This window comes from Sphingomonas sp. ASY06-1R (genome assembly GCF_052180265.1).
GTDB lineage: Bacteria > Pseudomonadota > Alphaproteobacteria > Sphingomonadales > Sphingomonadaceae > Sphingomonas_I.
On sequence record NZ_CP197464.1, the window covers coordinates 56,479 to 81,155 of the forward strand.

A 24,677-nucleotide genomic window follows, 5' to 3' on the forward strand; every position below is an offset into this window, starting at 1 on the left:
ACTATTTGTATGTGACAAGTAATAATATCATTTAGAGGATGCCTGGGACGGCCTTTCGTAAAGGGTCGACCGCATGAAACTTGTAAAAGCGATCCGGTGCTTCTTTGGGAGGCATGTGCCGTCTCGAGGGCGGGCTACCTATGACGGTGAGGATTTCCACTCGGTCTGCAAGGGTTGCGGAAAGGCGATGGTTCGTGGCCCTGAAGGGTGGAGTCTGGCACCACAGGATCGGTAACAACCCATTGCCGCGTAGAATCCGCATGGCCCGTCTCCAGCAAGAGATTATGCGAGCGCCGCGCTCTGCGAAACATTGCATAGGCCTTTTCGGACTTAAGGCACATTGACGCGCAAAATCCGCCGAAATGAACGAATCTCCCTGAAACCAACCAAGAATGTGCCCGTTCTTGCCCGTCACCCCCGATAGAAGGGGCGATATGTCTAGTGAGAGAAGTTTGCGTTTTTCGTTCCAATATCTCCGCTGCCTTTTCGGCAAGCACGCCCCCGATCGTAACCGCGCCAGGACAACGCGCGATCATATCATCCGCAGTGTCTGCAAAGGATGCGGACGCGCGATGATCAAAAAGCGATTCGGGTGGGGGTTGGAATAACCCTCTACCGTTAGGCGAGCCGGCTTTGCGACGATGCGCTGACCTCGATCCGCTGGGAAAGAGCATTGGGGAAAGGCCGCCGCTCCAACAGGCTGCCGGCCGGTTCTAATATCTCACGATTTTGGTGATACAATTGCCGACGACGCTGAACAGCCAGACGGAGTGACTAAATTGTCCGGTTGATGCAGAGCGCTCCTCGACGCGTGCGGCAACTGTCCCGTCATCACCTTCCAGGATATCGACGACTTTTAGATGATCGCGAGGTCCGCTCTGCTGGTCAAGTGATGAGAGAGTATCGACAATAGAAGCCGATCGGCTTTGATCGGTGGTATGGTCTTCAACCATCGCCCCGGGCGCAATTGACAACTTCGCGCTGCCGATATCCAATCGGCTTACATGATCCACGAACGCGCGCGCCACCGTCGTCTGCCGTGCGGCGGTCGATCCACTGGTTAGTGAGCAGGTCGCGGCCGATGTCGCAAGCTGGAGCGCAATGAACATTGTGGTCCCAAATGTCTGTAAAGATTGGGAGGAATGTTCCCGACGCAGGCTAAGCGCTTCACATCCATATTGGATGCATCGGCCATGATTGATTCGGTAAAATGTAAGTTCGCGCTCTGTGATTCCGGATCGGACCCGTTTGGCAGCGGATCAGCTAGGCTTTGGAACTCAGCCGCCAGCCGCCTTCATCGCGAACCATGGGTGCGTGGCAGCCCCTGCACCTGCTGCGAAACTGCTCGCCGTCATGCACTGCGCGCCCACGCGAAGGCACATGCCGCCCCAACCTGCATCGAATCTGTTGTAATATGCTCAAGACTTTGGCCCTTTGTCGGGTCCTTTACGCATCTTCCGTGACAATCAGGCGCGCGATCTGATTTATTTACTTCACTTCGAGCCTGTTCCACCACGCACGCCACAGCGATCCGTGGCCGCTACAGGAACCGTCCAGCCCGTGCTGCCTGACTGACGAATACAAACGAACCTCGCCTCCGCTATTCTGCGCTGGAGTGGAGGCCTGCTGGAACAGGCGTATCGCAGCAGCCCCGGTGGGGCAGGCCGGCCCGTTGGTGATCTCGATGGATCCGCTGGATGCCCCGTGAGGATTCGAACCTCAATTAACGGAGTCAGAGTCCGTAGTCTTACCTTTAGACGACAGGGCAGCAGCAGCGGAGGCGGCGAAATAAGCAAGCGGCCGCGCGGTGTCAACGCAGGCGGTCGATTCAGGTGCGGATGGGCATCGGGGCGACGGCGGATGCGCGCTGCCCTTGCCGCTGGCGCCAGCGCGCACTAGGCAGGATTCAAGTACCGGCGGCCCTGTGCCGATTCCGGAGAATATAAGAGACGGAGAATGGCAGAGCGCGCGCATCAAGCGACGCAGGCGGCCGGCGTACCTCGCCGCGACGCCGCGCCCCCCGCCCGCCCTTCGCGGGCATCCCCTATGCGTGGCACCTATGCGGCGCTGGATCTGGGCACCAATAATTGCCGGCTGCTGATCGCACGGCCCGCTGGCGACGGATTTGTCGTGATCGATGCCTTCTCGCGAATCGTCCGCCTGGGCGAGGGGTTGGCGGCGACGGGCCGGCTGAGCGACGTCGCTATGGATCGGGCGCTGGCCGCGCTGACCATCTGTTCGGACAAATTGAAGCGCCGCAACGTCACGCTGGTGCGATCGGTGGCGACGGAAGCCTGCCGTCGCGCCGCCAACGGGCGCGAATTCGTGGCGCGCGTCCTCGCCGAAACCGGCATTCAGTTGCAGATTATTACGGCCGAGCAGGAGGCACGGCTGGCGGTGACGGGCTGTCATGCGCTGCTGGAGCCCGGAACGGGGCCTGCGCTGGTGTTCGACATTGGCGGTGGATCGACCGAATTGGTGTTGCTCGACGGGGAGAGCGGCGGCGCGCCGCACGTCGGCGACTGGTTTTCCGCGCCGTGGGGCGTCGTCTCGCTGAGCGAGAGCGAGCCGCATTGCGGAGCAAACGAGGCGGAGCTCCGCGCGGCCTATGGACGGATGCGGGCGCGGGTGGCGGAGGCGTTTGCGCCGTTCGCGCAAACGCTGAAGGCGCGTGGCGTCGGCGATGGCGGCCGGTTGCTGGGCACCAGCGGCACGGTGACGACGCTCGCCAGCCTGCATCTGGAACTGCCCAATTATGATCGCCGTGCGGTCGATGGGTTGATCGTGCCGGCGGGGGCGATGCGCAGCCTGAGCCAGCGGCTGGCCGGCATGAGCGTGGCGGAACGTGCAAGGCTCGCCTGTATCGGCAGCGAGCGCGCCGACCTTGTCGTGGCCGGCTGCGCCATCCTGGAAGGCATTTTGGATCTGTGGCCCGCCGAGCGCCTGAGCGTGGCGGATCGCGGCATCCGCGAAGGTATATTGAGGACGTTGATGGCGCACGAGTTCGTCAAACCATGAGCCGCGGCGGATCAGGCGGGCGCGTGCGCGTCCGTACCGGGCGTGGCCGCACGGCGGCATCGACCCGCTGGCTGGAGCGCCAGCTGAACGATCCCTATGTTCGGCGCGCCAAGGCGGAAGGCTATCGCAGCCGGGCGGCCTATAAGCTGCTGGAGCTGGACGAGCGGTTCGGCTTCCTCAAGGGCGCCAAGCGCGTGATCGATCTGGGCATTGCGCCGGGCGGGTGGAGCCAGGTGGTACGCCGCCGCTCCGCCACCGCGCGCATCGTCGGGATCGATCTGCTGCCGACAGACGCGATCGACGATGTCGTCATCCTGCAGATGGACTTCATGGACGACGATGCGCCTGCGCGCCTGACCGAGGAATTGGGCGGCAAGGCGGATCTGGTGCTGTCGGACATGGCGGCCAACACGGTCGGCCATCAGCAGACGGATCATCTGCGGACGATGGGTCTGGTGGAGGCGGCGGCGGAATTTGCGGGCGACGTATTATCGCCCGGAGGCGCCTTCGTCGCCAAGGTGCTGGCGGGCGGGGCGGATAGTGCGCTGGTCGCGACGCTGAAACGGATGTTCACCACCGTGAAGCACGCCAAGCCGCCGGCGAGCCGCAAGGATTCGTCCGAATGGTATGTGATCGCCCAAGGGTTCAAGGGCCAGAAGGCTGAGGACGCAGGGGAAACAGGGGAAGCCTGACCCGCCGGCGCTCGCCGAATAGTCCGTCGGTGGACATCATGCCCCGTCCGAACAGCGTGCGGAGGGTTCCGTGGATGCCAGCCTGCGCTGGCATGACGCGATAAGATATATGGCCCCGGCCTGCGCCGGGGTGACGCGTCATTCGCCGATCAGGTGCATCACGATGCTGCGCCGCTGCGGATGGCGGCGATGTTCGAACAGGTAGATGCCCTGCCAGGTGCCGAGTGCGAGCCGCCCCTGGACCAGCGGAATGCCCAGCGAGACCTGCGTCAGCGCGGTCTTGAGATGCGCGGGCATGTCGTCCGGCCCCTCGTCGTCATGCGCATAGAGGCTGCGATCCTCGGGCGCGAGGCGATCGAAGAAGGATAGGATGTCGTCCTGCACCTCGGGCGCCGCATTCTCCTGGATCAGCAGCGAGGCGGAGGTATGGCGGCAGAATAAGGTCAGCAGGCCATCGGTTAGGTCCTGGCCCGCAACCCAGCGGCTAACCTCGTGCGTGACTTCGTACAGCTGCGCGCCGGAGGTCGCGATCTGGATCGTGTCGAAGGCCTGGCGCATGGCGTCAGGCCGATGCGGCGATCAGCGTCGCGCGCACGCCGGCATGAGCCGGATCATAATCGATCACCGCCTTGAGCGTCGCCGCCATCGCGCTGACCAGTTTGGAGCCAAGGCCGGTGCCTCTGATCGAACCGTCCTTCGGCAGGCCGCAGCCATCATCCTCCACCTGCAGGACGAAGCGGTCGCCCTCGGCGCGGAGCTGCACGCGCACCTCGCCGGTCGCGGTCGCGCCATAGGCATATTTGCAGGCGTTGGAGACGAGTTCGTTGACGATCACGCCGACGGCCACCGCTTTGTCCGTGCCGAGTTCGAGCGGCTCCGCCGACAGCGTCAATGCGCGCGGCGCTTCCGGAGTGGACCAGGTGTCGCCAATCTCTTCCAGCAAAGACGCCAGATATTCGACCATATCGACCTTGTTGACCGAATCGCCGGTGTAGAGGCGACGATGGACCTGCGCGATCGCGCCGATCCGGCGCTGGGTGTCGGCCAGCGCGGTCTTGGCTTCCTCGTTGCCGACGCTGCGCGCCTGCATATGGACGAAGGCGGAGACGAGCTGGAGGCTGTTGGCGACGCGATGGTTGACCTCGGTCAGCATCGCCTGCAGCCGCTCATTGCTTTCGCGCAATTGCTCTTCGGCGCGTTCCTTCTCGGCCTGCATCCGCACGCGGGTCAGGCCTTGATCGATCGCGCGGGCGAGTAGATCGAAAAACTCCTCGCCCACCGTCTTCACGACATAGTCGATCGCGCCGGCTTTCAGCGCCGCGACCGCGACGCGGCTTTCTTCCGACCCCGTGACGTAGATGACCGGTGGCGGCGACGGCAGCTTGCGCAGCTGCTGCAGCGTCGTCAGGCCGTCCTGGCCCGGCATATAATGATCGACCGCGACCAGATCATACGGATGGTCGGCTGCCATCGCCGCGCCTTCAACGCCGCCCGCTGCGGTATCGATGCGAAAGCCGCGTCGTTCGAGCGCGCGCGACACCAGCCGCCGAAGACCATCGTCATCGTCGATATAGAGAATGCGAGGGGCGTCGTCGGCCGGCGGCATCAGGCTTCAGGCAGGTCCGGTACCTGGATCACCGACAGGAACAGGCCGAGCTGGCGGATGGCGTCCGCGAAGCTTTCGTAATTGACCGGCTTGGTGATGTAGACGTTGCAGCCGAGATCGTAGCAGCGCTGGATCTCGACCTTGTCGTCGGTGGTGGTGAGCACGACCACGGGGGTGCGCCGTAGCGGGCTGCCTTCCGCCTTGATGCGGGTCAGGATGTCGGTGCCGCTCATGTCCGGCAGGTTGAGATCGAGCAGGATCAGCGCCGGCCCGTTATGCGCCGGCCCGTTGGCATCCTCATACAGATAGGTCAGCGCGGACGTGCCATCGGTGAAATGATGGATGTCGTTCGAAATGCCGGCCCGACGGATATTCTTCTCGATGAGGCGGGCATGCCCCTCATCGTCTTCGATCATGATGATATTGACCGGCTGTTGATTGTTCATGCCACCGCCTTCTGATCGTCCACATAGTGGATGGGCAGGTTGATGCGGAATGTCGCACCCTTACCCAATTCTGATTCCACGCTAATTGTCCCGCCCAGGCGATAGGCCAATGCGCGGGTATGCGCGAGCCCGATTCCCTCGCCGGGCTGATCCTGCCTGCCGGAGCGGCGGAACAGATCGAAAATCCGTTCATGATCCTTGGGATCGATACCGCGGCCATTGTCGATAATGGCGAAGCTCGCACGCGGGCCATTGCGTTGCCCGCGTATCTCGATTCGGCCGGGCCGGGCGGGATCGAGATATTTGATCGCATTCTCGACGATATTGGCCATCACCTGCTCGACGGCGAGGCGATCGCTGGTGAGGCCGGGGAGGCCGGTCGCGACATTCACCTCGATACCGAGTTCGTCGATGCGATGACGCAACGTGCCGACGACGCTTGCCATCAGCGCATCCATGTCCAGCCGTTCGGGGGTGATCGGGCGGCGGCCCTCGCGCGACAGGCGCAGGATGGCGTTGATCAGCCGATCCATCTTTTGGGTCGAGGTGCGGATGAAGCCGATCGCTTCCGGCAAATCCTCGCGCGCGGCGAGCCGATCATCGGCATCGACAATGTCGGGCGCGCCTTCGTCGACGCGGTCCATCATGGCGCTCAGGCGCTTGCTGGCGGCCTCAAGCTCGGCGGTGAAGCCCATGACGTTGACGAGCGGCGAGCGTAGATCGTGGCTGACGATATAGGCGAAACGCTGGATCTCGTCATTGGCACGCTGGAGATCGCCGGTGCGCTCACGCACCGCGCCTTCCAGATTTTCGTTCATCTTGGTCAGCGCGTCACGCGAACTGGTGAGGTCCCTCGTATAGCGGATGATGACATAGATCGCGCTGGCCGCCACCACCACCAGCAGCACGCCCGATGCGCCGAGGATGATAAAGAAACGGAGCAGGCTCTGACGCTGCTCGGCATTGCGGAGCTTCAGCAGGCGATCTTCCTCGGCCAGCATCCGGTCCGCCGACGCGCGAATGGCGCGGATCAGTTCCAGGCTCGAACCCTGATTGAAGGTCGCGACGGCCTCTTCGCGTTTCCCCGCGCTGACCAGCGCGACGGAGCGGCCCAATGTCGCCATATGGGCTTCGGTCAAGGCGGTCATCGCCTCGATATTGGCCTGCTGGCGCGGATTGTCCTCCGACAGGCGGCGCATCTCGGCCAGTGCCGGCCCGATCTGGTTCGCGGTCTCGGTAAATGTCCGCGACAGGCCGTGTTCGTTCCGCAACAGATAGCCGCGCCGCGCGGCTTCCAGCCGTTCCACCAGCACGCGGAAGCGCGAGATGGAGCGTTCGACCTGGTAAGTGTGGTTTACCCAGTGGGTCTGGCCCTGATTCTGCAGGATCGCCTGGGTGGCGGCAAAGCCTGCCCCCATCAGCGCAAGAAAGCCGAGTGCGAACGCGCCGACAACCAGCCGGTTGAACCAGCGATCCGAAACGATCTTCTTTCTTAGCGAGTTCGGCACAAATATGCCGATAGTTGGATCGCCCGGTGATGCAAGAGCAGCGATTGGGCCGCGCCGGTCCTGAACTGGGGTGGACGGTTACAGAACGATCTCGAAACAGGTGCCGGCTTCTGCCTGTCCGAGCGCGATCGTGCCGCCATGCGCGCCGATGATGCGCCGCCCCAGGCTCAGCCCGACACCCGTCCCACCCGGCTTGGTGGTGAAGAAGGGCAGGAATATCTCCTCCGCCAGATCGGGCGGGATACCGGGGCCATTGTCGCCGACGGTGATGATCACGCGGCCACCGGGCAACAGCCCGATGGTCAAGGCGACGCGGGGCGTGGGCGCGTGATCGCGCGCGGCTTCGGCGCCATTTTTGAGCAGGTTGATCACGACCTGCGCGAGCAGATCGGGATCGGCATCGATCGAGATGTCGGACGGATGGATGCGCAGATCGAGCGGCGCAATCCGCCCGGCGTCGGATGCGGCGAACAGGCGCTTCAGTTCCTCGGCCCAGGGCCCCGCCGCAAAGCGCCGTCGCTCGACCACCGGCACGCGGCTGAATTCACGATAGGCTTCGACGAAATGCATGATGCCGCTCGCCCGCCGCGCCAGCGTTTCCACCGCCATGCGCGCATCGTCGATCGCCGGGTCTCCCTTGGCCACCTCTCCCATCAGGCGGGCGGCGCTTTCGGCGAGCGACACGACCGGCGTCATCGAATTCATGATCTCGTGCGTCAATACGCGCACCAGATCGGCCTGTGCGGTCAACTCGACCGCGGACAATTCCTGCTGGATCGGCTGGACGGCGACGATCGCAAGCGGGCGGCCGAGCCGATCCAGCGCCGCGCGCGACACCATCGCGCGCTGGACGACGCCGTCTACGCGCAGCGGAATGACCTTGTGAAAGCCCGCCTCGCTGCCCGCGCGCAGCAACGCCACCAATTCGGGGCCGTAAGGCGCGAAATCGTCGACGCGCGCACCGGCGAGGCGATAGAAGGTCTTGCGCGCGGCCTTGTTGGCGAGCGTGACCCGATCGGCATCGTCGATCAGCAGCAAGGCGGACGGGGCCTCGTCTGCCAGCGCGGCCTGGACGCGCGCTTCGTCGCTGGCCTGGGCCCGCTCCGTCCGCAGCTGACGCATCGCATCGCCCAGCGCCTGGCCGAGTTCGTCGAAGCCGCCGCCGACGGTGCGACCGAAGCCCTGGCTGAAATCGCCATAGCGCAGCCCTTCGACGAAGCGCGCAATCTCCCGGTTGGTGCGACCGATATAATGCCACAGGCCCCAGACCGCGCCGGCGACGAGCAGGGCCGCCAGCACGCGCGCCGCCGCCAGCCCGGGCTGCCACAGCGACAATGCCAGCCCGGCGACCGCCGCGAGCAGAAGCAGCAACCGCCAGCCGAAGCCAACGGCGAAATTCTGCTCAAAGCCCATGCTTCTCCATACGGCGATAGAGCGAGCCGCGCGTCAGGCCGAGCTCGGCGGCGGCCGACGAGATGTTATAGGCATGTTTCTGCAGGGCGCGTTCGATCATCTGTTTCTCGGCACGGCCGAGATGCAGGCCCGGATCGGGCGCGGGTGCCGGCGGGGGCGTGGCCGCCGCGGCAAGGCGGATGGCGGGTGCGCTGCGCGCGAGCGGAAAGTCCGACACGGAATAGGCATCGCCTTCGGCCAGGATCACGGCGCGTTCGGCGGCGTGCCGCAAAGCACGCACGTTGCCGGGCCAGTCATAGCCCGACAAGGCGGCCAGCACCGACGCCGGCAGCGCCCGCGCCGGCTTGCCATATTTGCGCGCATAGACGCCGAGGAAATGATCGAGCAGCATCGGCACATCCTCCGCGCGTTCGCGCAGCGGCGGCAGCGGAATCTCGACCGTGTTCAGGCGGAACAAAAGGTCGGTGCGGAAATGGCGCGGATCCTCGATCTGGTCGGGCGGAAGGTTGGTGGCGGAGACGACCCGGATGTCGATCGGTATCGACTTGTTGGCGCCGACCGGGGTGATCTGCCGCTGTTCGAGCGCGGTCAGCAATTTAGGCTGGAGGTGCAGCGGCAGATTGCCGACCTCGTCCAAAAACAGGGTGCCGCCGTCGGCCGCCTGCATCCGGCCGATACGGTCGGTCCGCGCATCGGTGAAGCTGCCTTTCAGGTGGCCGAACAATTCGCTGTCGATCAGCGGTTCGGCGATAGCGCCCAGATCGACGGGCAGCATCACCTTGTCCGCCCGGCGCGACGCCCGGTGGATCGCGCGCGCGACCAGTTCCTTGCCGGTGCCATTCTCCCCGGTGATCAGGACATTGGCGTCGGTCGGCCCGGCCCGATCGATCAGCGCCAGCACACGCCGAATCGCGGCACTGTCCCCCAGCAGCGGCACGTCGCCGCCCGGCGTGGCGATCGCCTGCGCCTTCGCTTTTTCGAGCCCGGTCGCGCGACGCGAATTGCGCAGCGCGGCGGCGGTCCGCACCGTCGCGAGCAGGCGTTCGTTATTCCATGGCTTGCTGACGAAATCGGTCGCACCCTGTTTCATGGCCTCGACCGCGATCTGGACGCCGCCATGCGCGGTGATCAGGACGACCACCGCGTCCGGATCGCGCGCCAGGATCCGGCCCAGCCACAGGAATCCCTCGCGCCCGTCCGTCGCACCGCGCATGAAATTGGCGTCGAGCAGGATCACGTCGGGCGAGCGCTTGGCGATCACGTCCAGCGCCTCCGCCGGAGAAGGTGTCGTCACGACCTCCGCGAACAGCGTACGCAACAGCAACCGCGCCGCCAGCAGGATGTCAGCATCGTCATCGACGACCACGCACAGATCGAATGCGGGTTTATCCGCCATTTTACATTTCCCCCCGGTCGCCGGGATTAACGATGGTCCGCCTGTCTATCAACAAACGTGCCAGCCTATCTGTTTGTGCGCATAGGTTTTTTCCACTCCATGGCGAAGGTGAACGTGCCTTGCTTTGTGTCCGGCAATGGACAGGAATGTTCGAAACCGGACAGTCGGCCAAGGGCCTGCGGTCAATTTTTATCGCACATGCCTTGATCCCTGCCGTGGGCGCCTTCTGGCACGACCTCTGCAAAGCGGCCCCCCATGAGCGTCCTTCGCATCCCATCCGAGCCCCTGACCGCGCAATTTTCAGGCGGCATGGACCGGGTGATCGTCCGGCGGAAATTTCCCAAATGGGCGATGGCCGCCGTCGGTGCGGCGGTGGTGCTGTTGCTTGCGCTTGCCTGGTGGCTGGCGCCGCGCGGTAATCGCCAGACGATATCGGCGGATCGGCTGACCATATCCGAAGTGCGGCAGGGCCGGTTCGACGATTTCCTGCCGCTCCGCTCGCTCGTGACCCCGCTGCTGACCGTCTATCTGGACGCGGTCGAAGGCGGGCGGGTGGAGCGCAAGGTCGTCGAGGATGGCGCCTTCGTCCAGAAGGGCCAGTTGCTGGCGGTCATGTCCAATGCGGATCTGCAGCTGGCGACGCTTCGATCCGAAACCGATGTCGCGCAGCAGCTGAACAATCTGCGCGTCACGGAACTGAGCCTGTCGCAGACCTTGTCGGAAAATGCCCGTGCGGTCACCCAGGCCGAAAATGAACTGGCCAAGGCGCGGCGGCTGTACGATCTGCAACTGCCGCTGGCGCAGCGGGGCTTCGTATCGGCCAAGGTGTTTGGCGACACCAAGGACGATCTGCTGTTCCAGCAGAAGAAACTGCGCGAGGTGCGCGACGCCCAGTCGACGCAAGGCCGGCTGCAATCCAGCCAGCTGACCCAGCTGCGCGCGACCGCCCGATCGCTGGAAGCGGCGTTGGGCATTGCGCGGGGCAATCTGGACCAGCTTAATCTCCGCGCGCCGGTCTCCGGCCAATTATCCTCCTTCGCGATCGAGGTCGGCGAAAGCATGAGCCGCGGCGAACGGATCGGCCAGATCGATAGTCCGGGCCGCAACAAGCTGCGTGCGCAGGTGGACGAATTCTACCTCGGCCGGGTGCAGCCCGGTCAGATCGCGACGGTCGATTATGGCGGCAAGACCTATCGGCTCAAGGTCGCCAAAATCTTCCCGCAGGTGAAGAACGGCATCTTCGAAGCGGATCTGTGGTTTCTCGGCGGCGAGCCGCAGGGGATCCAGCGCGGCCAGACGCTGCAGGCCAAGGTGACCTTCGGAGATCCGACGCCCGCGCGGCTGCTGCCCAACGGCGCCTTCTATAACGATACGGGTGGCCAATGGGTGTTCGTCGTTGCGCCTGGCGGTGGCAGCGCGATCAAGCGGCAGGTGCGGCTGGGCCGGCGCAACACCGATTTTATCGAGATACTGGACGGGCTGGAGCCGGGCGAGAAGGTGGTAACGTCGCCCTATACGGGGTTTACCGACAAGGACCGGCTGGACATCTCGAAATGACAAACGCTGACTGCCGTTCGACGCGAACGGAACCGGGCTGTTGAGGGGAACACCACATGCTGACGCTGCGTAATCTCTCCCGGGTCTACCGTACCGATACGGTCGAGACGACCGCGCTGGACGCGATCAACCTGGACATATTGGATGGCGAGTTCGTCGCCATCATGGGCCCATCTGGCTGCGGCAAATCGACCTTGCTGAACATTTTGGGGCTGCTCGACAGCCCGTCTTCGGGTTCGTACCGGTTCGGCGAGCATGAGGTGGCGGGGCTGCCCGAAGCGAAGCTGAGCGACATCCGCAAGCGCCACATCGGCTTCATCTTCCAGAGCTTCAACCTGGTCGACGAGCTTTCGGTGCGCGAGAATATCGAGCTTGCGCTTCTCTATCACGGCATCGGCGCGGCCGAGCGCCGCGCACGCGTGGACGCGGTGATGGACAAGGTCGGCGTCGCGCACCGGGCCGATCATCGCCCCAGCCAATTGTCGGGCGGCCAGCAGCAGCGCGTCGCCGTGGCGCGCGCAGTGGTCGGCAGCCCGGATCTGATCCTGGCGGACGAGCCGACCGGCAATTTGGATACGCAGCATGGCGAGGAAGTGATGCGCATGCTGCAGGCGCTGAACCGTGAAGGCACGACGGTGGTGATGGTGACGCATTCGCCCAGCCACGCCGATTATGCGGGCCGCATCGTCAACATGCTGGATGGGCAGGTGCTGGCCGAGCGAAAGCGCGCGGCCTGAGGAACACCCCTGCGTAGTCAGCGCGCAGGGGCAGGTGAGGGCTCCGCCCGTGTCCCTTCCGGCCTGGCCGGGCGGACGGGGCCCTTATCGAACAGGGGAACAGTGATGGGCGGCATGCTGCGCAATTATTGGACGATGGCGATCCGCATGCTGGTGCGGCATCCCGGCCGCGCAGCGATCACGATCGGCGGGTTGGCGCTGGGCCTCGCCGGCTGCCTGCTGATCCTGAACTATATCCGCTACGAGCGCAGTTACGACACTTGGCTGGCCGACGGCGATCGGGTGTTCCAGGTCCAGACGCGGGTGCGCGCGCCTGGCACGGCGGAGGTCCGCAGCCAGGCAAGCGCCTATCCGCTCTACGACACGCTGCCGGGCGGATTTCCGCAGATCGAAGCGATCACCTCGGTCGGGTGGGGCAAAACCGTCACCGAACAGAATGGCCAGCCGATTTTCCTGGATGCGACATCGGTCGATCGTGATTTCTTCAAGGTCTTCCCGCTGCCGTTCGTCCAGGGCTCGGCGGGGACCGCATTGCGCGATCCCAAGACGGTGGTGTTGACCGAAAAAGATGCAGTGCGCCTGGTCGGCACCACCGACGCGATCGGCAAGACGATCGTGTTCGGCGCCGGCGCGGGTAGAGGTGGCAAGCGGATCAGCGGCGTAATCAAGGATCTGCCGCGCAACACCAGCCTGAAGCTGGGCGTGATCTCGCTGCGGGACACAACCTCGCTGCCGCCGGAACGACGCCAGCGCGCGCGGGAAGTCGCGCTGCGCAAGGTGTTCGGCGCGTCGCGGCGCCAGCTGATCGTTCAGTTCGTGGGCGAGGGTCTATTGGTGGCCGCGGTTGCGACGATGATCGCGCTTACCATCGCGGAACTGGCGACGCCGACGCTGGGGCGGTTCATCGGTGCCGATCTGCATGTCGGCTATCTTGGCCGGGACGGTCTGTTGCTGCCCGCGATCGGCATGTTCCTGCTCGCGGGGCTGGCGAGCGGCCTCTATCCCGCCTTCGTCATCAGCCGGTTCCGGCCCGCGCGTGTGCTGCACGCCAGCCGTGGATCGGCGGAAACGCCGGGCGGCGGGCGCCTGCGCACGGTGCTGGTGGTGGTGCAATTCGCAATCGCGATCGGGCTGATCGCGAGCACCGCGGTGATCTGGTCGCAGACGCAGTTCGTCGAGCGCGTCGATCCCGGCTATCGGCGTGACGGACTGGTCCAGATCGACAATGCCTGGCGCTTTACGCAGGGCAGCGAATATGAAGCCGCGCGCGCGGCGATGCGCGCCATTCCCGGCGTGACGGTGGTTGGGCGCACCGGGCTCGGCCTGGGTTCGGCGGAAACCACCAAACGGCTGACGCGCGCGCCCAACGGCGGCGCCTATGCGACGATGAGCCTGTACAGCATCGATGCGGGCTTTCTGCCGACGATGGGCGTGGACCTGCTGGCGGGGCGGCCGCTGGGCGACGTGATTCCGCTCGATCGCGTCGGCGACGCGAGCGGGGCGCAGCTTGCCAGCCGGGGCGTGAACGTCATCGTCAACCGCACCGCCGCCGCGCAATTCGGCTTCCGCGCACCCAAGGCCGCGATCGGCCAGACGATCCAGGTCAATTTCGGCGATGCGATGGCGCCGGCGACAATCGTCGGTGTCGTTGAGGATACGCGCTTCCGCACCGCGCGCGATGCGCTGGATCCGATCGTCTACAGCTATGACCCGGAGCGCACGAGCCAGGTCGTGGTGCGCTATGCCGGCGCGCGGCCGGGCGAGGTGATGGCCGCGCTCAACAAGGTCTGGCGGCGGTACGAGCCCGAAATCCCGTTCGAAGCGCGCTTCGCCGATGACATCGTGCACGATCTTTATGCCGCCGAACGCGGGCGCACCGAATTGTTCGCGGCCTTTTCCGGACTGGCGGTGCTGATCGCCTGCCTTGGCCTTTATGCGCTGGCGGCCTTCGCCACCGAACGGCGGACCAAGGAGATCGGCATCCGCAAGGTGCTGGGCGCCAAGGTGATCGACATCGTACGGCTGATCGCCTGGCAATTTTCCAAGCCGGTCGTGCTCGCCAACCTCATCGCCTGGCCGATCGGCTGGTGGGCGATGCGCGACTGGCTGAACACATTCGATCTGCGCATCGCGCTGACGCCTGTCCCATTCCTGCTGGCCGGCCTGCTCGCGCTGGCCATCGCGCTCGCCACGGTAGCGAGCCATTCGCTGCGGGTAGCGCGTACCCGACCCATTGACGCCCTGCGCTACGAATAGGATCGCGCCCATGTTCCGCAATTATCTGACGGTCGGTCTGCGCGCCCTGGCGAAGAACAAGACCTATGCGTTCATCAATATCTTTGGGTTGGCGATCGGCATGGCGGCGTGCCTGCTGATCCTGCTCTTCGTGCGCTATGAGACGAGCTACGACACATGGCTGGGCGAAGGCGACCGAGCCTATCAGCTGCAATCCTTTTACAAGGCCGACGGACGCGGTCAGCCCGAATTATCGCTGCAAAACGCAGCCTATATTGCCGGCGCGACGCTGAAGAAGGATTTCCCGCAGATCGAGGAGATCGTCTATGTCGGCGGTGCTGGGCCCGTGATGCTGCGCAACGGGCGCGCCACGACCAGCGACGATTTCTTCTTCGTCGATGGTTCCCTGTTCGACGTCCTGAAGGTGCCGTTCGTCCATGGCGACAGCCGCACCGCGCTGACGCAGCCGGGATCGCTGGTGGTGACCGAGAAGGAAGCGTCACGCCTTTTCGGCACTGCAAATCCGATGGGGCAGACGCTGACACTCGTCGACCGCGGCAAGACCACGGATTATCATGTGACCGGCGTCATCAAGGATCTGCCAAGAAACACCCATCTCAGCCTGGGCGTGCTGGCACGCTACGATCCCAATAGCTATTGGGCGGATCTTCCCGACTTCCTGACCAGCTGGGGCTGGCAGGCAGGTTATTATTATGTGCGCCTGCGCCCGGGCGCGTCGGCTGAAGAGATCAACCGCCAATTGCCCGCCTGGGCGAAGCGCAACATCCCCGACGATATCGTGGATGGCGTACGGACCAATCGTGCGGAGGGCGAAAGCTGGAAGCTGGTCAATGTCCGCGACGTGCATCTGGGCAAGGCGCAGAGCGGGGCGATGACGCCCGGCAACGACCGTCGGTCGCTGGTGACGTTCGGGATCATCGCGATCCTCGTCCTGGGCATGGCGTGCGTCAATTTCACCAACCTCGCCACCGCGCGCGCCAGCCAGCGGGCGCGGGAGGTAGCGCTGCGCAAGGTGCTGGGGGCGCAGCGCAAGCAGCTGATCCTGCAATTCCTGGGCGAATCGGTGATGGTCGCCGGACTGGCGATGCTGCTTGCCCTGGCATTGACCGAATTGCTGTTGCCGCTGCTGAACCACTTCCTGGATGCGCAGCTGACGCTTCATTATATTGGGCATGACGGCATATTGCTCCCGGCGCTGGCACTGGTGCTGGTGGTGGGCGTGGCCGGGGGCATCTATCCCGCCTTCGTCCTGTCGCACTTCCCGCCCGCCAAGGTGTTGCGCGCGAACAAATCCGCAGCCGATGCGCGTGGATCGGGCATATTGCGCAACATCCTGGTGGTCGGTCAGTTCGCGGTGTCGATCGGGCTGATCGCTTGCACCATCATCATCTATGCGCAGACGGTCTATGCCCGCACGAGCGACCCCGGTTACAAGCGCGACGGACTGATCCAGGTCAGCAGCGTCAACCGTCGCACGGTGATGCCGGTACTCAACACATTGCTGCATGAATTGTCGCGGGTGCCGGGCGTCGTCTCCATGGGCCGCTCCACAATCGGCGTCGGTACGCGCAACAGCAGCAATATGGGGGCGAAAGGCCCGGGCCAGACCGAAGCGCAGACGATCGGCACATATCGTGTGGATACCGGCTTTTTCCGGACGATGGAGATTCCACTGTTGGCGGGCCGGACCTTCGTGGAGGGCCGGGCGATGGACGACACGACGCTGGAGGGCTTCCCGCCCAAGGAGGCGGATCTGGCCGCGCTGACGCGGCGCGGCTTCAACGTCGTGGTGAACGAACTCGCCACCAAGCGGCTGGGCTTCCGCAGCCCGGCCGAGGCGATCGGCAAAGTCGTGCGGGCGGAGACCGGCAGCGACGCCAGCGACAGCGCCACGCCCGTTACCATCATCGGCGTGGTCAAGGATTCGCGCTTCCGGTCGATCCGGGATCCGCTGGAACCGATCATGTTCCAATATGATCGCATCAGCCCCGACAATCTGATCGTCCGTTATGCCAATGTCGATCCGAACGTCGTGCGCGAGCGGCTGGAGCACAGGTGGAAGCAGATCGTGCCGGATGTGCCGTTCGAGGCGACTTTCTCCGACGATATCGTGCGGCGGCTATATCGCGCCGAACAGGCGCGGGCCGGCATGTTCGCGGCTTTTTCGGGGCTGGCAGTGGTGGTTGGTTGCCTTGGGCTGTTCGGGCTGGCGGCATTCACGGCGGAGCGGCGCACCAAGGAAATCGGCATCCGCAAGGTGCTGGGCGCGCGTACGCGTGACATCGTGCGATTGCTGATATGGCAGTTCAGTCGGCCGGTGCTCATCGCCAATCTGATCGCGTGGCCGGTCGCATGGTGGGTGATGCGCGATTGGCTGAACGGCTTCGATGCGCGCATTGCGCTGAACCCGTTGCCCTTCCTGTTCGCGGGCGGGCTGGCTTTGGCGATCGCGATCGCGACCATCGCCAGCCACGCCTTCCGGGTCGCGCGCGCCAATCCGATCCTGGCCTTGCGCTACGAATAAGTGCGCCGCCCCCTTGGTTTCGTCATGATGTCGGCCCATGATCCCCTGAAGACGACATGGAGACGATATGCGCGTGGGATTGCTGGCCGGCCTGATGCTGGTTCCGTCGATGGCGCTGGCGCAGCCCGCCCCGCAAACACCTCCCGCCGTCGGCGGCAGCGCGCAGGGCGATCTGTCGCTGACCATCTACACCAACAATCTGGCGCTGGTGCAGGACGTGCGGACGATGACGCTGCCGGTCGGCCGCACCCGCCAGCCCTTTGCGGATGTGTCCGCCGCGATCCGGCCGGAGACGGTGGGCCTGAGCGCGCCGGACGCCAGCGTGGTCGAACAGAATTTCGATTATGATCTTCTGAGCCCGACCAGCCTGATGGAAAAAGCGGTCGGCGAGACGGTGACCCTGCTGCGCACCAACCCGCATACCGGCGTCGAGACGCGCGAACGCGCCACGGTGCTGGCGGTGAATGGCGGCGTGGTGCTGCAGATTAACGGCCATATCGAGGTACTGCGCGACGACGGTCTACCCGTGCGCGTGATCTTCGATCGCGTGCCGGAAAGCCTGCGCGCGCGGCCGACGCTTTCGGTCAGCCTCGACAGCCGCCGCGCCGGGCCACGGCCGGTAACCTTGTCCTATCTGTCCGGCGGCCTTGGCTGGAGCGCAGATTATGTCGCGCTGTTCGACGAGAAAGCCGGTACGATCGACGTGCAGGGCTGGGTGACGCTGACCAACACGACCGGCACCAGCTTCATCAACGCCAAGACGTTGCTCGTTGCAGGCCAGGTGGGCAGCGGCGACGATGACAATGGACGTTTCCGCCGCATGCAGGCCCAGCCGATCCGCCGCGCCGGCACGGAGACGGCGGCACGCGAGCAGCTCGGCGATTTTTACCTGTATCCGCTGGCGGAGCGCACGACGATTGCCGACAAGCAGACCAAGCAGGTCGGCTTTCTCGACGTGAAGGGCGCGGCCGCAACGAGCGGTTACGAATATCGCAACGATTGGCTGGGCAGCGCCGATGAGGCGGCAAGCGCGGCGAGCGTGTTGCGCTTCAGCAATGCCGCCAAAGGGGGGCTGGGGGATGCGCTGCCGGCGGGGACGGTACGCGTCTATATGCGCGATGCGCGCGGCGACCCGCAATTCGTGGGCGAAAATCGGATCGATCATACGCCGCAGGGTTCCGATCTGGCCATCCGCACCGGTGACGCGTTTGACGTGAAGGTGAAGCCGGTGGTGGTGGAACGCGTGCGCGTGAGCGACACACGCTGGCGCACCAAGATGCGCTATGAGTTGACCAACGCCAAGGATCGTCCCGTCACGGTTACGCTGATCCAGGGCGGCGTGCCTTGGTGGTGGACCGACACGCGCATCACCGACCAGAGCCTGAAGAGCGAGCGGCGCGATGCGGATACGGCAATATGGCAGGTGCCGGTTCCTGCCAATGGCACCGCGACGGTGACCGCCACCTTCGACACGCGGATCTGATGCTGGGCCTGGCGGTGTCGCTCGCCGCCGCGCTGCCGGCGGTGTCTTCGCCCGCGCCGGAGCGCGTGGCGTTGACCATCTATCGCGCGCCGTATCGCGGCACGCGCATACCGATCAATCTGGCGGCGCCGGACGGTTTCGCGCTGATCACGGAAACGCGCACGGTCACTCTGCCACGCGGCGAGACGATGCTGCGTTTCATTGGCGTGGCCGACGGCATCATCCCGGCAAGCGCGATCGTGATCGGCCTGCCCGGCGGCACGGTTGAGAAGAATCGCGATGCGCGGCTGCTGTCGCCGGCGTCGCTGATCGACGGGACGCTCGGCCGCCAGGTGACCGTGCGGCGGACCAACCTCGCCACCGGCAAGGTCACGCAGGAAAGCGCGACGATCGTCGCGGTGCCCGATGGCGGCCGGGGTGGCGTGGTCATGCGCACCACGCAGGGAATCGAGACCTGGCGCTGCCCGGGCTTGCCCGAGAAGATGGTCTTCGATGGCGTGCCGAACGGGTTGTCGGCCAAGCCGGTGCTGAGCGTAACGACGCGCAGCCCGCGTGCGGGGCGGGTAACGGTGCGTCTGTCCTATCTCGCCAGCGGGTTCGATTGGAATGCCAGCTATGTCGCGACGCTGACGCCGGGCGGCACTACGCTGGACCTGTTCGCCTGGACGACGCTGGCCAACGCCAATGCCCAGAGCTTCCCCAATGCACAGGTGCAGGTGGTGGCAGGGCGGCTCAACCAGCAGCGCGTGCAGAATCTTATGATGCGTGCGCAATCGCTCCGGCTGCAATGCTATCCGCGTGGCACAACCACCTCGGACCTGCCGGTGATCCAGCCTTATCAGCGGCCGGCCCGCGAGATGATCGAAATGTCGGCGATGCGCATGGATCTTCGGGCACCGCCAGCAATGGCCGTGCCGGCGCCTCCCCCGCCCCCTCCGCCCGCACCTCCTCCTCCACCGGAAGATCTGGGCGACCTGAAACTCTATCGCGTGCCCGAACGGGTAACCGTTGCCGCCAATGCGCAGAAACAGGTCGCCTTGCTGGTGCAGCCACGTGTTGCCTTCGAGAAATTGTATCGCGTCGCGTTTCAGTCCTGGAGCAACGATGTGAGCGCTGCCGCGGCGATCGTGCTGCGCATGAAGAATGACGTGAAGGACGGGCTGGGCGTGCCTCTCCCGACGGGGACCACCACCTTGTATCAGGCGGACAGTCAGCGGCGCTTGTTACTGGGCATGGGGGCCATTCGGGACGTCGCCAAAGGTGAACCCGTTCGGATCGCGGCGGGCGTGAGCGAGCAGATCGTCGCGCGCCAGACGATCCAGGGCAAGCAACGGCAGATCACCGCAACCAACGCCAACCCCTTCCCCGCTCCGCTTGAGGTCGCGATCGGCAACGCCGGCGATCCGGACTATCGCGACACCAGCGCACGCCTGGAGCGGATCGACGGCGTGCAGACCTGGCGAGTCACGCTCCCCGCAAACGGCAGTGCGGGATTGACCTATACGGTGGCGGACGCATGCCGCCCCGGTCAGCTATGCTGATCGGCCAGGCGCAGGATGTAGAAGACACTCTTCAAGGCCGGCGCGTGCCCGTTCCACCGTCATGCCAGCGCAGGCTGGCAGCCACCGACCTCCCCCTACGCTGGTCCGACGGGGCAGAGCGAACACTCCGCACACCCCGCACACGCGACGGCCCCCACCGCAAGGCCATCGCTCGTGACGCCCGCAATGGACTCGGGCCTTCGCTGGGGTGACAGTGGGCTACAGCCGGTTGCGTCAGGCTCCATCGGCGGATGGTGCGCGGCAGGCCCTATATTTGACGATCCTGCTAATTGCGTTCCGCGATGAGTGAATCGACGATATCTTCGACAGCGGCCTGCCATGGTCGGGCGACGATCCCGTAATCGTGCGCGATCTTAGTAGTTGAAAGCCGGGAATTGGCGGGGCGCGCAGCGGGCGTTGGATAGTCACTGGTCGCTATGGCGGCGACCGACGGGCGGGGCCGACCATGGTGTGCAGCTCGCGCAAATACGGCTTCCGCTAGCTCGTGCCAGCTTGCTTCGCCGCTATTGACGAAGTGGTACGTGCCAAACGGTCCGTCCTTGGACGACGTGGCGACAGCAAGCACAGCCTGGGCTATGTCTTCGGCCGAAGTAGGGCAGCCCCATTGATCGGCCACGACCCGCAGTTCCGGGCGCTCCGAACCAAGTCGCAGCATCGTTTTCACGAAATTATGTCCAGTCGCACTGACGACCCATGCCGTGCGCAGAATGACATGTCGTGGATTGGCGGTGCGGACCGCTTGCTCGCCGCCCTCCTTGGAGGCGCCATAGATGCCGATCGGCGCTACGGGATCGCTTTCCGAGTAAAAACCGGGCTGTGATCCATCGAAGACGTAATCGGTGGAAAGATGGATTATCGGGATCCCTGCCTTGCGCGTTGCCTCGGCGAGCGCGGCCGGTGCCAATGCATTGACCTGCCATGCGGCAACGACATCACTTTCGGCTTTGTCGACGCCCGTATAGGCTGCGCAATTCACCACCGCCGTCCACGCGCGCGACTGGACTATCTCGACCAGCGCCGTCGGCGACAGGAGATCGAGTTCGTCGCGGCCCGGCGCAACCACTTCCACCGAAGGTGGCGCCAGCCGAACAATGGCTCCCCCAACCTGACCCGATCCCCCGGTTACGAGAATGCGCGCCGATTTCTCTCCGCTCATACGTTGATGCCCCCAATAATCGCCAAAGTCGCGACGGTGTCTCTCGCCATGTCGACCGCAACGAGAACGATGGATGGAATGCGGCCCGGGACGCATCGTAAGAGCGAGAACGCAGAGCGATTGCAAGACTTCCGGATAGTGCAGTGGCTTACTTAACTCCGCCGTCTTAACTCCGCCGTCAGGGCAGGCGTTCGAAGCTGATCGTGCGCTGACCTGGATCTGCGGCGATCAGGCGGACCTGGAGGGCATCGCCGGGGGCGACGTCGTGCGTGGCGACGCGGGCGACGACGGGGTCGTCGCGCAGCTGAATGCGGGCGCCGCGATCGTCGACGTCGGTGACGATCGCGGGGAAGCTTTTGCCGATGCAATTGCGCAGCATCACCGCTTCGGCCAGGTCGATCACGGCGCGGTCGATCTGGCTGCCCAGCGCGTCCGCCCGCGCCATGACCGGCGGCAATTTGGGGAAAGCCTGGGTCACAACGTCCGGCACCGGCGCGCCGTTGGCGATGGCCAGCGCGGCCTGCACGACATAGCGGTCTGCCAGGCGGCGGAGCGGCGCGGTCGCATGGGCGTAGGTTGCCGCCATGGCGGCATGCCAGGGGATGATTCCGTCCTGATAGGGCGCGTAACTGGCGCCCAGCCCGGCGCGGCGGATCGCCAGCATGAAGGCGGCCTGCCGGGCGTCCTTGCCATCCAGGGTGCGCTGATAATCGTCCAAAGCCTCGTCGTCCGGCCAGTTCAGGCCGAAGGCGCGCGCCGTGAAGCGCAGGCGGCGGACAGCGTGCGCGTCCGGCGCCGCCATCACCCGGAAAAGGCCCGTATGATGCGCTTCCAACGCGTCGGCGATGGCGAGATTGGTCGCCAGCGACAAGGCGGCGTTGCGATCTTCGGACACGAGCCGTGGCCGGAACAGCAATTGGAAATCGCCGTCGTCGGTCGCGGACACTTCCTGTTCCGGCGGGTCGACGCGCGACGCGCCGCGGCGATCCTCCGCGCCCTGGATACGGTTCGCCAGTTCGATGAAGTCTGCCGGCAAATCTTTATCCTGCACGCTGTCATAAGCGAGCTTGGCGCGGCTGCGGATGACGGCGCGTTCGGCCCCGGCCAGGCGCACGCCGCCGTCGGGCGCGACCGCCACGGTGAAGATCACGGCCGGACGAGCGCCGTCGGGCAGCAGGCTGGCGGCGCCCTGGCTCAGCACGGGCGGGTAAAGCGGTGCCTTGCCATCGGGCAGATACAGCGTGGTGCCGCGCGTCCAGGCTTCGGCATCGATCATATCGCCGTCGGCGACGAACCAGGCGACGTCGGCGATGGCGTAATGAAGCAGCAGATCGCTGCCGCTACGCTCGATCGCAAAAGCCTGGTCCAGATCGGTCGAGCTGGCCGGATCGAGCGTGACGAACGGCCGGTCCGTGCGATCGACATGTGCCGTGGGGGCGCGGCGCGCGGCGGCCTCCGCGGCCGCCAGCACAGGGGCGGGGAATGCCGGGGGCACCTTATATTGAGTGCGGATCGCGGCCAGCCCGCGCGACAATGCATTGGTCGGATCGCGTAAAGTTTTCATCGCGATCCGCTATAGGGGCAAAGCCCGGATCGCAAAGCGCGGCGGGCCTATTCGTCGATCTGGAACACGCGCAGATCATTTTCCAGCTGGAGGGCGCGGTCGCGCACGCTCTGCATGTCGCCCTGTGCCTGCATCGGCACATACATGGTTCCCTGCCGGCTCGCATAGAAAGCGCCGCGCGCACCTATGTCGGCATTACGGAAGGCGAGCCATTGGCGCTGCGCCACGCGCAGCTGGGCCGCCGCTGGCCGCGGAAGCCGGCGCAGCAGCGTACGATAGGCCGCGTTCAGCCGGCGATCATAGCTTTGCGTTGCGACGCCGATGCAGCGCGTCTGTCCGGCGGTGGCCGCATGTGCAGGGTCGTCCAGACACTGCCGAAGCGCGCGATCGGTCGGATCGGCCGGCGCCGCATAAGCGGGCGCGGTGGCGAGGAGGATGAAGACGGCAAGGGTGGGGCGGATCATAGGAACGCCAATATCATCGCGCCGGCCCAGCGGCACAGGAACGCCGCGATCAGAAAGGCGGCGCCGAAGGAGAAAAGCCAATTCAGCTCCGCATCCAGCTCCAGCGCCTGATCCGGATCGAGCTGTCCGGCGTCGCGGCGCTGCAGCTGGCGATAGGTCAGCAGGGCGGCCAGGCCGCAGAAGAGGAGGAGCGGCAAATAATCGAACACCAGGCTCGCAAGGCTGCCGCGCGAGGCCGATCCGGCGCTGAACCGGTCGAGGAAATGACCGATCATCGCCTGGTGGCGATAGGGCGCGAAGGTGCCGATCAACAGGAGGATTGCGACCAGATACATCACGGCATGGCGGATCCGAAGCGCTGGCGACCAGGCGATCGCGGGCGGCGGCGGGGTGTCGGCCGTAGCGGTGTCCTCCGCAATGCGCGCGCTTGCCCCGCGCTTGCGCTGCGCTGCCCAGAACATCCGATACTGGCCGCGATGCATCACGGGCAGGCCGACGAGCGCGACCAGCACGACCAGCAGCAGGTTCAGCGCGGCATCCGCGGACACGGTGTTGGCCGGATCGCGATTGAGCAGCAGCACCAGGCCGATCCACGCCGCCAGGAGCAACGCCATCAGGGGCAGGCAGATCAGCACGAGCAGGATCGCCTGCAGCCAGGGCGGTAAGAACCGGAGGGCGGAGAGCCTGCCACGGAAGAGCGGTTTGTACGCGGTCATGGCGTCCGGGCGATAAAGGTTAGGCGCGCGGCGCGGTCGCCAAGCGGGATCGTCGCGACAATCCTGTCGCCGGGGCGGACAAAGCCGTCGTTGGCGAAGCTGGTGAGTCCGGCATCGACGGTGCGTGACGCTCCGGACGGGACGGTAAGGATCGCCGGTGCGCGCTTCGCGTCGTCCAGCGAAAACAGGATGGGCGCCCGATCATTATCCGTCCGCGCATCCGTAAGATCGATCCCGGTCGTGTCCAACGCGGTCCGTAACGCGGCCTCGCCGATCGGGTGCGTCATCTTCAGCGCGTGAATCGCGACGGTACGGGGCGCGGGCCCACCATTATGGTAGACGATCAGCAGCGAGTTGCTGTCCTTGCCAGACCATTGCCCCGTCACGCGTGCGGTAAGGCCCCCGTTATTCAGAAGGGCGGCGTGGTCAGCGCCTATTTCCATCCCGGCGGCAGGGACGGGATCCAATGGTCCTCCAAAGCTGCGCATGCAGGCGGTTGCCAGCAGCAGCGCCGCGAAGGGAAGTGCCAGCAGACGAATTCGTATCATTGCCCGCTACTATCTGCACAGAAAGGATAAT

General features: G+C 65.1%; 20 protein-coding genes and 1 tRNA gene. 8 read left to right on the top strand and 13 right to left on the bottom strand.

Annotated elements, in window-relative coordinates; translation table 11 throughout:
• Positions 1-713: 713 nt before the first annotated feature.
• Complete coding sequence (locus ACSBM8_RS00260; RefSeq protein ID WP_442679674.1) at positions 714-1,109, bottom strand: hypothetical protein; 396 nt, start codon at positions 1,107-1,109, stop codon at positions 714-716.
• A 585-nt stretch (positions 1,110-1,694) separates the two neighbouring features.
• Positions 1,695-1,768 (bottom strand) — tRNA-Gln (locus ACSBM8_RS00265).
• Positions 1,769-1,956: 188 nt separating this feature from the next.
• Between ACSBM8_RS00265 and ACSBM8_RS00270 the strand changes: the two genes are divergently transcribed.
• Both ACSBM8_RS00270 and ACSBM8_RS00275 read left to right on the top strand, forming a co-directional pair.
• Positions 1,957-3,018: a Ppx/GppA phosphatase family protein gene (locus tag ACSBM8_RS00270; protein ID WP_442679675.1), complete on the top strand. Its 1,062-nt coding sequence runs from the start codon at positions 1,957-1,959 to the stop codon at positions 3,016-3,018.
• Complete coding sequence (locus ACSBM8_RS00275) at positions 3,015-3,710, top strand: RlmE family RNA methyltransferase (protein WP_442679676.1); 696 nt, start codon at positions 3,015-3,017, stop codon at positions 3,708-3,710. Before ACSBM8_RS00270 ends, ACSBM8_RS00275 begins: the two co-directional genes overlap by 4 nt.
• A 138-nt stretch (positions 3,711-3,848) precedes the next feature.
• Here the strand turns inward: ACSBM8_RS00275 and ACSBM8_RS00280 are convergent, their stop codons facing one another.
• The 6 genes from ACSBM8_RS00280 to ACSBM8_RS00305 form a co-directional block, all read right to left on the bottom strand.
• Entirely contained in the window at positions 3,849-4,268 is a 420-nt protein-coding gene (locus ACSBM8_RS00280) for a secondary thiamine-phosphate synthase enzyme YjbQ (RefSeq protein WP_442679677.1), read from the bottom strand.
• A 4-nt stretch (positions 4,269-4,272) separates the two neighbouring features.
• A complete protein-coding gene (locus ACSBM8_RS00285; RefSeq protein WP_442679678.1) occupies positions 4,273-5,316 on the bottom strand; it encodes a sensor histidine kinase in 1,044 nt (347 codons plus the stop codon).
• Positions 5,316-5,762 carry a response regulator gene (locus tag ACSBM8_RS00290; protein WP_442679679.1) on the bottom strand — a complete coding sequence of 149 codons (447 nt, stop codon included), beginning with the start codon at positions 5,760-5,762 and terminating at the stop codon, positions 5,316-5,318. The genes ACSBM8_RS00285 and ACSBM8_RS00290 overlap by 1 nt, the downstream gene beginning before the upstream one ends.
• The gene (locus ACSBM8_RS00295) at positions 5,759-7,270 is read right to left on the bottom strand and encodes a sensor histidine kinase (protein WP_442679680.1); all 1,512 of its coding nucleotides are present in this window, start codon (positions 7,268-7,270) and stop codon (positions 5,759-5,761) included. The genes ACSBM8_RS00290 and ACSBM8_RS00295 overlap by 4 nt, the downstream gene beginning before the upstream one ends.
• A 78-nt stretch (positions 7,271-7,348) precedes the next feature.
• Entirely contained in the window at positions 7,349-8,683 is a 1,335-nt protein-coding gene (locus tag ACSBM8_RS00300; protein WP_442679681.1) for a sensor histidine kinase, read from the bottom strand.
• A complete protein-coding gene (locus ACSBM8_RS00305; RefSeq protein WP_442679682.1) occupies positions 8,673-10,079 on the bottom strand; it encodes a sigma-54-dependent transcriptional regulator in 1,407 nt (468 codons plus the stop codon). The genes ACSBM8_RS00300 and ACSBM8_RS00305 overlap by 11 nt, the downstream gene beginning before the upstream one ends.
• Before the next feature lie 255 nt (positions 10,080-10,334).
• On the opposite strand from ACSBM8_RS00305, the gene ACSBM8_RS00310 reads away from it, so the two are divergent.
• From ACSBM8_RS00310 to ACSBM8_RS00335, 6 genes are all read left to right on the top strand, one after another.
• Positions 10,335-11,636 carry an efflux RND transporter periplasmic adaptor subunit gene (locus tag ACSBM8_RS00310; RefSeq protein WP_442679683.1) on the top strand — a complete coding sequence of 434 codons (1,302 nt, stop codon included), beginning with the start codon at positions 10,335-10,337 and terminating at the stop codon, positions 11,634-11,636.
• A 56-nt stretch (positions 11,637-11,692) separates the two neighbouring features.
• Positions 11,693-12,373: an ABC transporter ATP-binding protein gene (locus ACSBM8_RS00315; RefSeq protein WP_442679684.1), complete on the top strand. Its 681-nt coding sequence runs from the start codon at positions 11,693-11,695 to the stop codon at positions 12,371-12,373.
• Positions 12,374-12,478: 105 nt separating this feature from the next.
• Positions 12,479-14,629: an FtsX-like permease family protein gene (locus ACSBM8_RS00320; RefSeq protein WP_442679685.1), complete on the top strand. Its 2,151-nt coding sequence runs from the start codon at positions 12,479-12,481 to the stop codon at positions 14,627-14,629.
• 10 nt (positions 14,630-14,639) lie between these two features.
• Positions 14,640-17,153 carry an ABC transporter permease gene (locus ACSBM8_RS00325; RefSeq protein ID WP_442679686.1) on the top strand — a complete coding sequence of 838 codons (2,514 nt, stop codon included), beginning with the start codon at positions 14,640-14,642 and terminating at the stop codon, positions 17,151-17,153.
• A 67-nt stretch (positions 17,154-17,220) separates the two neighbouring features.
• Positions 17,221-18,636 (top strand): DUF4139 domain-containing protein, encoded by a 1,416-nt coding sequence (locus tag ACSBM8_RS00330; RefSeq protein ID WP_442679687.1) that lies wholly within the window; start codon positions 17,221-17,223, stop codon positions 18,634-18,636.
• A complete protein-coding gene (locus tag ACSBM8_RS00335; RefSeq protein WP_442679688.1) occupies positions 18,636-20,177 on the top strand; it encodes a DUF4139 domain-containing protein in 1,542 nt (513 codons plus the stop codon). The genes ACSBM8_RS00330 and ACSBM8_RS00335 overlap by 1 nt, the downstream gene beginning before the upstream one ends.
• A gap of 286 nt (positions 20,178-20,463) precedes the next feature.
• On the opposite strand, the gene rfbD is transcribed toward ACSBM8_RS00335, so the two are convergent.
• The 5 genes from rfbD to ACSBM8_RS00360 all read right to left on the bottom strand — a co-directional run bounded on the left by rfbD (position 20,464) and on the right by ACSBM8_RS00360 (position 24,646).
• On the bottom strand, positions 20,464-21,354 hold the full coding sequence (gene rfbD / locus ACSBM8_RS00340) for a dTDP-4-dehydrorhamnose reductase (RefSeq protein ID WP_442679689.1): 891 nt from the start codon (positions 21,352-21,354) through the stop codon (positions 20,464-20,466).
• 178 nt (positions 21,355-21,532) lie between these two features.
• A complete protein-coding gene (locus tag ACSBM8_RS00345; RefSeq protein WP_442679690.1) occupies positions 21,533-22,918 on the bottom strand; it encodes an RNB domain-containing ribonuclease in 1,386 nt (461 codons plus the stop codon).
• Positions 22,919-22,965: 47 nt separating this feature from the next.
• A complete protein-coding gene (locus tag ACSBM8_RS00350) occupies positions 22,966-23,382 on the bottom strand; it encodes a lysozyme inhibitor LprI family protein (RefSeq protein ID WP_442679691.1) in 417 nt (138 codons plus the stop codon).
• Positions 23,379-24,098 (bottom strand): hypothetical protein, encoded by a 720-nt coding sequence (locus tag ACSBM8_RS00355; RefSeq protein WP_442679692.1) that lies wholly within the window; start codon positions 24,096-24,098, stop codon positions 23,379-23,381. Before ACSBM8_RS00355 ends, ACSBM8_RS00350 begins: the two co-directional genes overlap by 4 nt.
• A complete protein-coding gene (locus ACSBM8_RS00360) occupies positions 24,095-24,646 on the bottom strand; it encodes a hypothetical protein (RefSeq protein WP_442679693.1) in 552 nt (183 codons plus the stop codon). The genes ACSBM8_RS00355 and ACSBM8_RS00360 overlap by 4 nt, the downstream gene beginning before the upstream one ends.
• Positions 24,647-24,677 lie beyond the last annotated feature (31 nt).

Bases quoted from the DNA above. Each gene is read 5' to 3' on its own strand.
- ACSBM8_RS00275 (WP_442679676.1), top strand. From the start codon at position 3,015: ATGAGCCGCGGCGGATCAGGCGGGCGCGTGCGCGTCCGTACCGGGCGT.
- ACSBM8_RS00285 (WP_442679678.1), bottom strand. From the start codon at position 5,316: ATGCCGCCGGCCGACGACGCCCCTCGCATTCTCTATATCGACGATGAC.
- ACSBM8_RS00355 (WP_442679692.1), bottom strand. From the start codon at position 24,098: ATGACCGCGTACAAACCGCTCTTCCGTGGCAGGCTCTCCGCCCTCCGG.
- ACSBM8_RS00345 (WP_442679690.1), bottom strand. From the start codon at position 22,918: ATGAAAACTTTACGCGATCCGACCAATGCATTGTCGCGCGGGCTGGCC.
- ACSBM8_RS00330 (WP_442679687.1), top strand. From the start codon at position 17,221: ATGCGCGTGGGATTGCTGGCCGGCCTGATGCTGGTTCCGTCGATGGCG.
- ACSBM8_RS00320 (WP_442679685.1), top strand. From the start codon at position 12,479: ATGGGCGGCATGCTGCGCAATTATTGGACGATGGCGATCCGCATGCTG.
- rfbD (WP_442679689.1), bottom strand. From the start codon at position 21,354: ATGAGCGGAGAGAAATCGGCGCGCATTCTCGTAACCGGGGGATCGGGT.
- ACSBM8_RS00360 (WP_442679693.1), bottom strand. From the start codon at position 24,646: ATGATACGAATTCGTCTGCTGGCACTTCCCTTCGCGGCGCTGCTGCTG.
- ACSBM8_RS00335 (WP_442679688.1), top strand. From the start codon at position 18,636: ATGCTGGGCCTGGCGGTGTCGCTCGCCGCCGCGCTGCCGGCGGTGTCT.
- ACSBM8_RS00350 (WP_442679691.1), bottom strand. From the start codon at position 23,382: ATGATCCGCCCCACCCTTGCCGTCTTCATCCTCCTCGCCACCGCGCCC.
- ACSBM8_RS00280 (WP_442679677.1), bottom strand. From the start codon at position 4,268: ATGCGCCAGGCCTTCGACACGATCCAGATCGCGACCTCCGGCGCGCAG.
- ACSBM8_RS00300 (WP_442679681.1), bottom strand. From the start codon at position 8,683: ATGGGCTTTGAGCAGAATTTCGCCGTTGGCTTCGGCTGGCGGTTGCTG.
- ACSBM8_RS00260 (WP_442679674.1), bottom strand. From the start codon at position 1,109: ATGTTCATTGCGCTCCAGCTTGCGACATCGGCCGCGACCTGCTCACTA.
- ACSBM8_RS00310 (WP_442679683.1), top strand. From the start codon at position 10,335: ATGAGCGTCCTTCGCATCCCATCCGAGCCCCTGACCGCGCAATTTTCA.
- ACSBM8_RS00270 (WP_442679675.1), top strand. From the start codon at position 1,957: ATGGCAGAGCGCGCGCATCAAGCGACGCAGGCGGCCGGCGTACCTCGC.
- ACSBM8_RS00305 (WP_442679682.1), bottom strand. From the start codon at position 10,079: ATGGCGGATAAACCCGCATTCGATCTGTGCGTGGTCGTCGATGACGAT.
- ACSBM8_RS00315 (WP_442679684.1), top strand. From the start codon at position 11,693: ATGCTGACGCTGCGTAATCTCTCCCGGGTCTACCGTACCGATACGGTC.
- ACSBM8_RS00290 (WP_442679679.1), bottom strand. From the start codon at position 5,762: ATGAACAATCAACAGCCGGTCAATATCATCATGATCGAAGACGATGAG.
- ACSBM8_RS00325 (WP_442679686.1), top strand. From the start codon at position 14,640: ATGTTCCGCAATTATCTGACGGTCGGTCTGCGCGCCCTGGCGAAGAAC.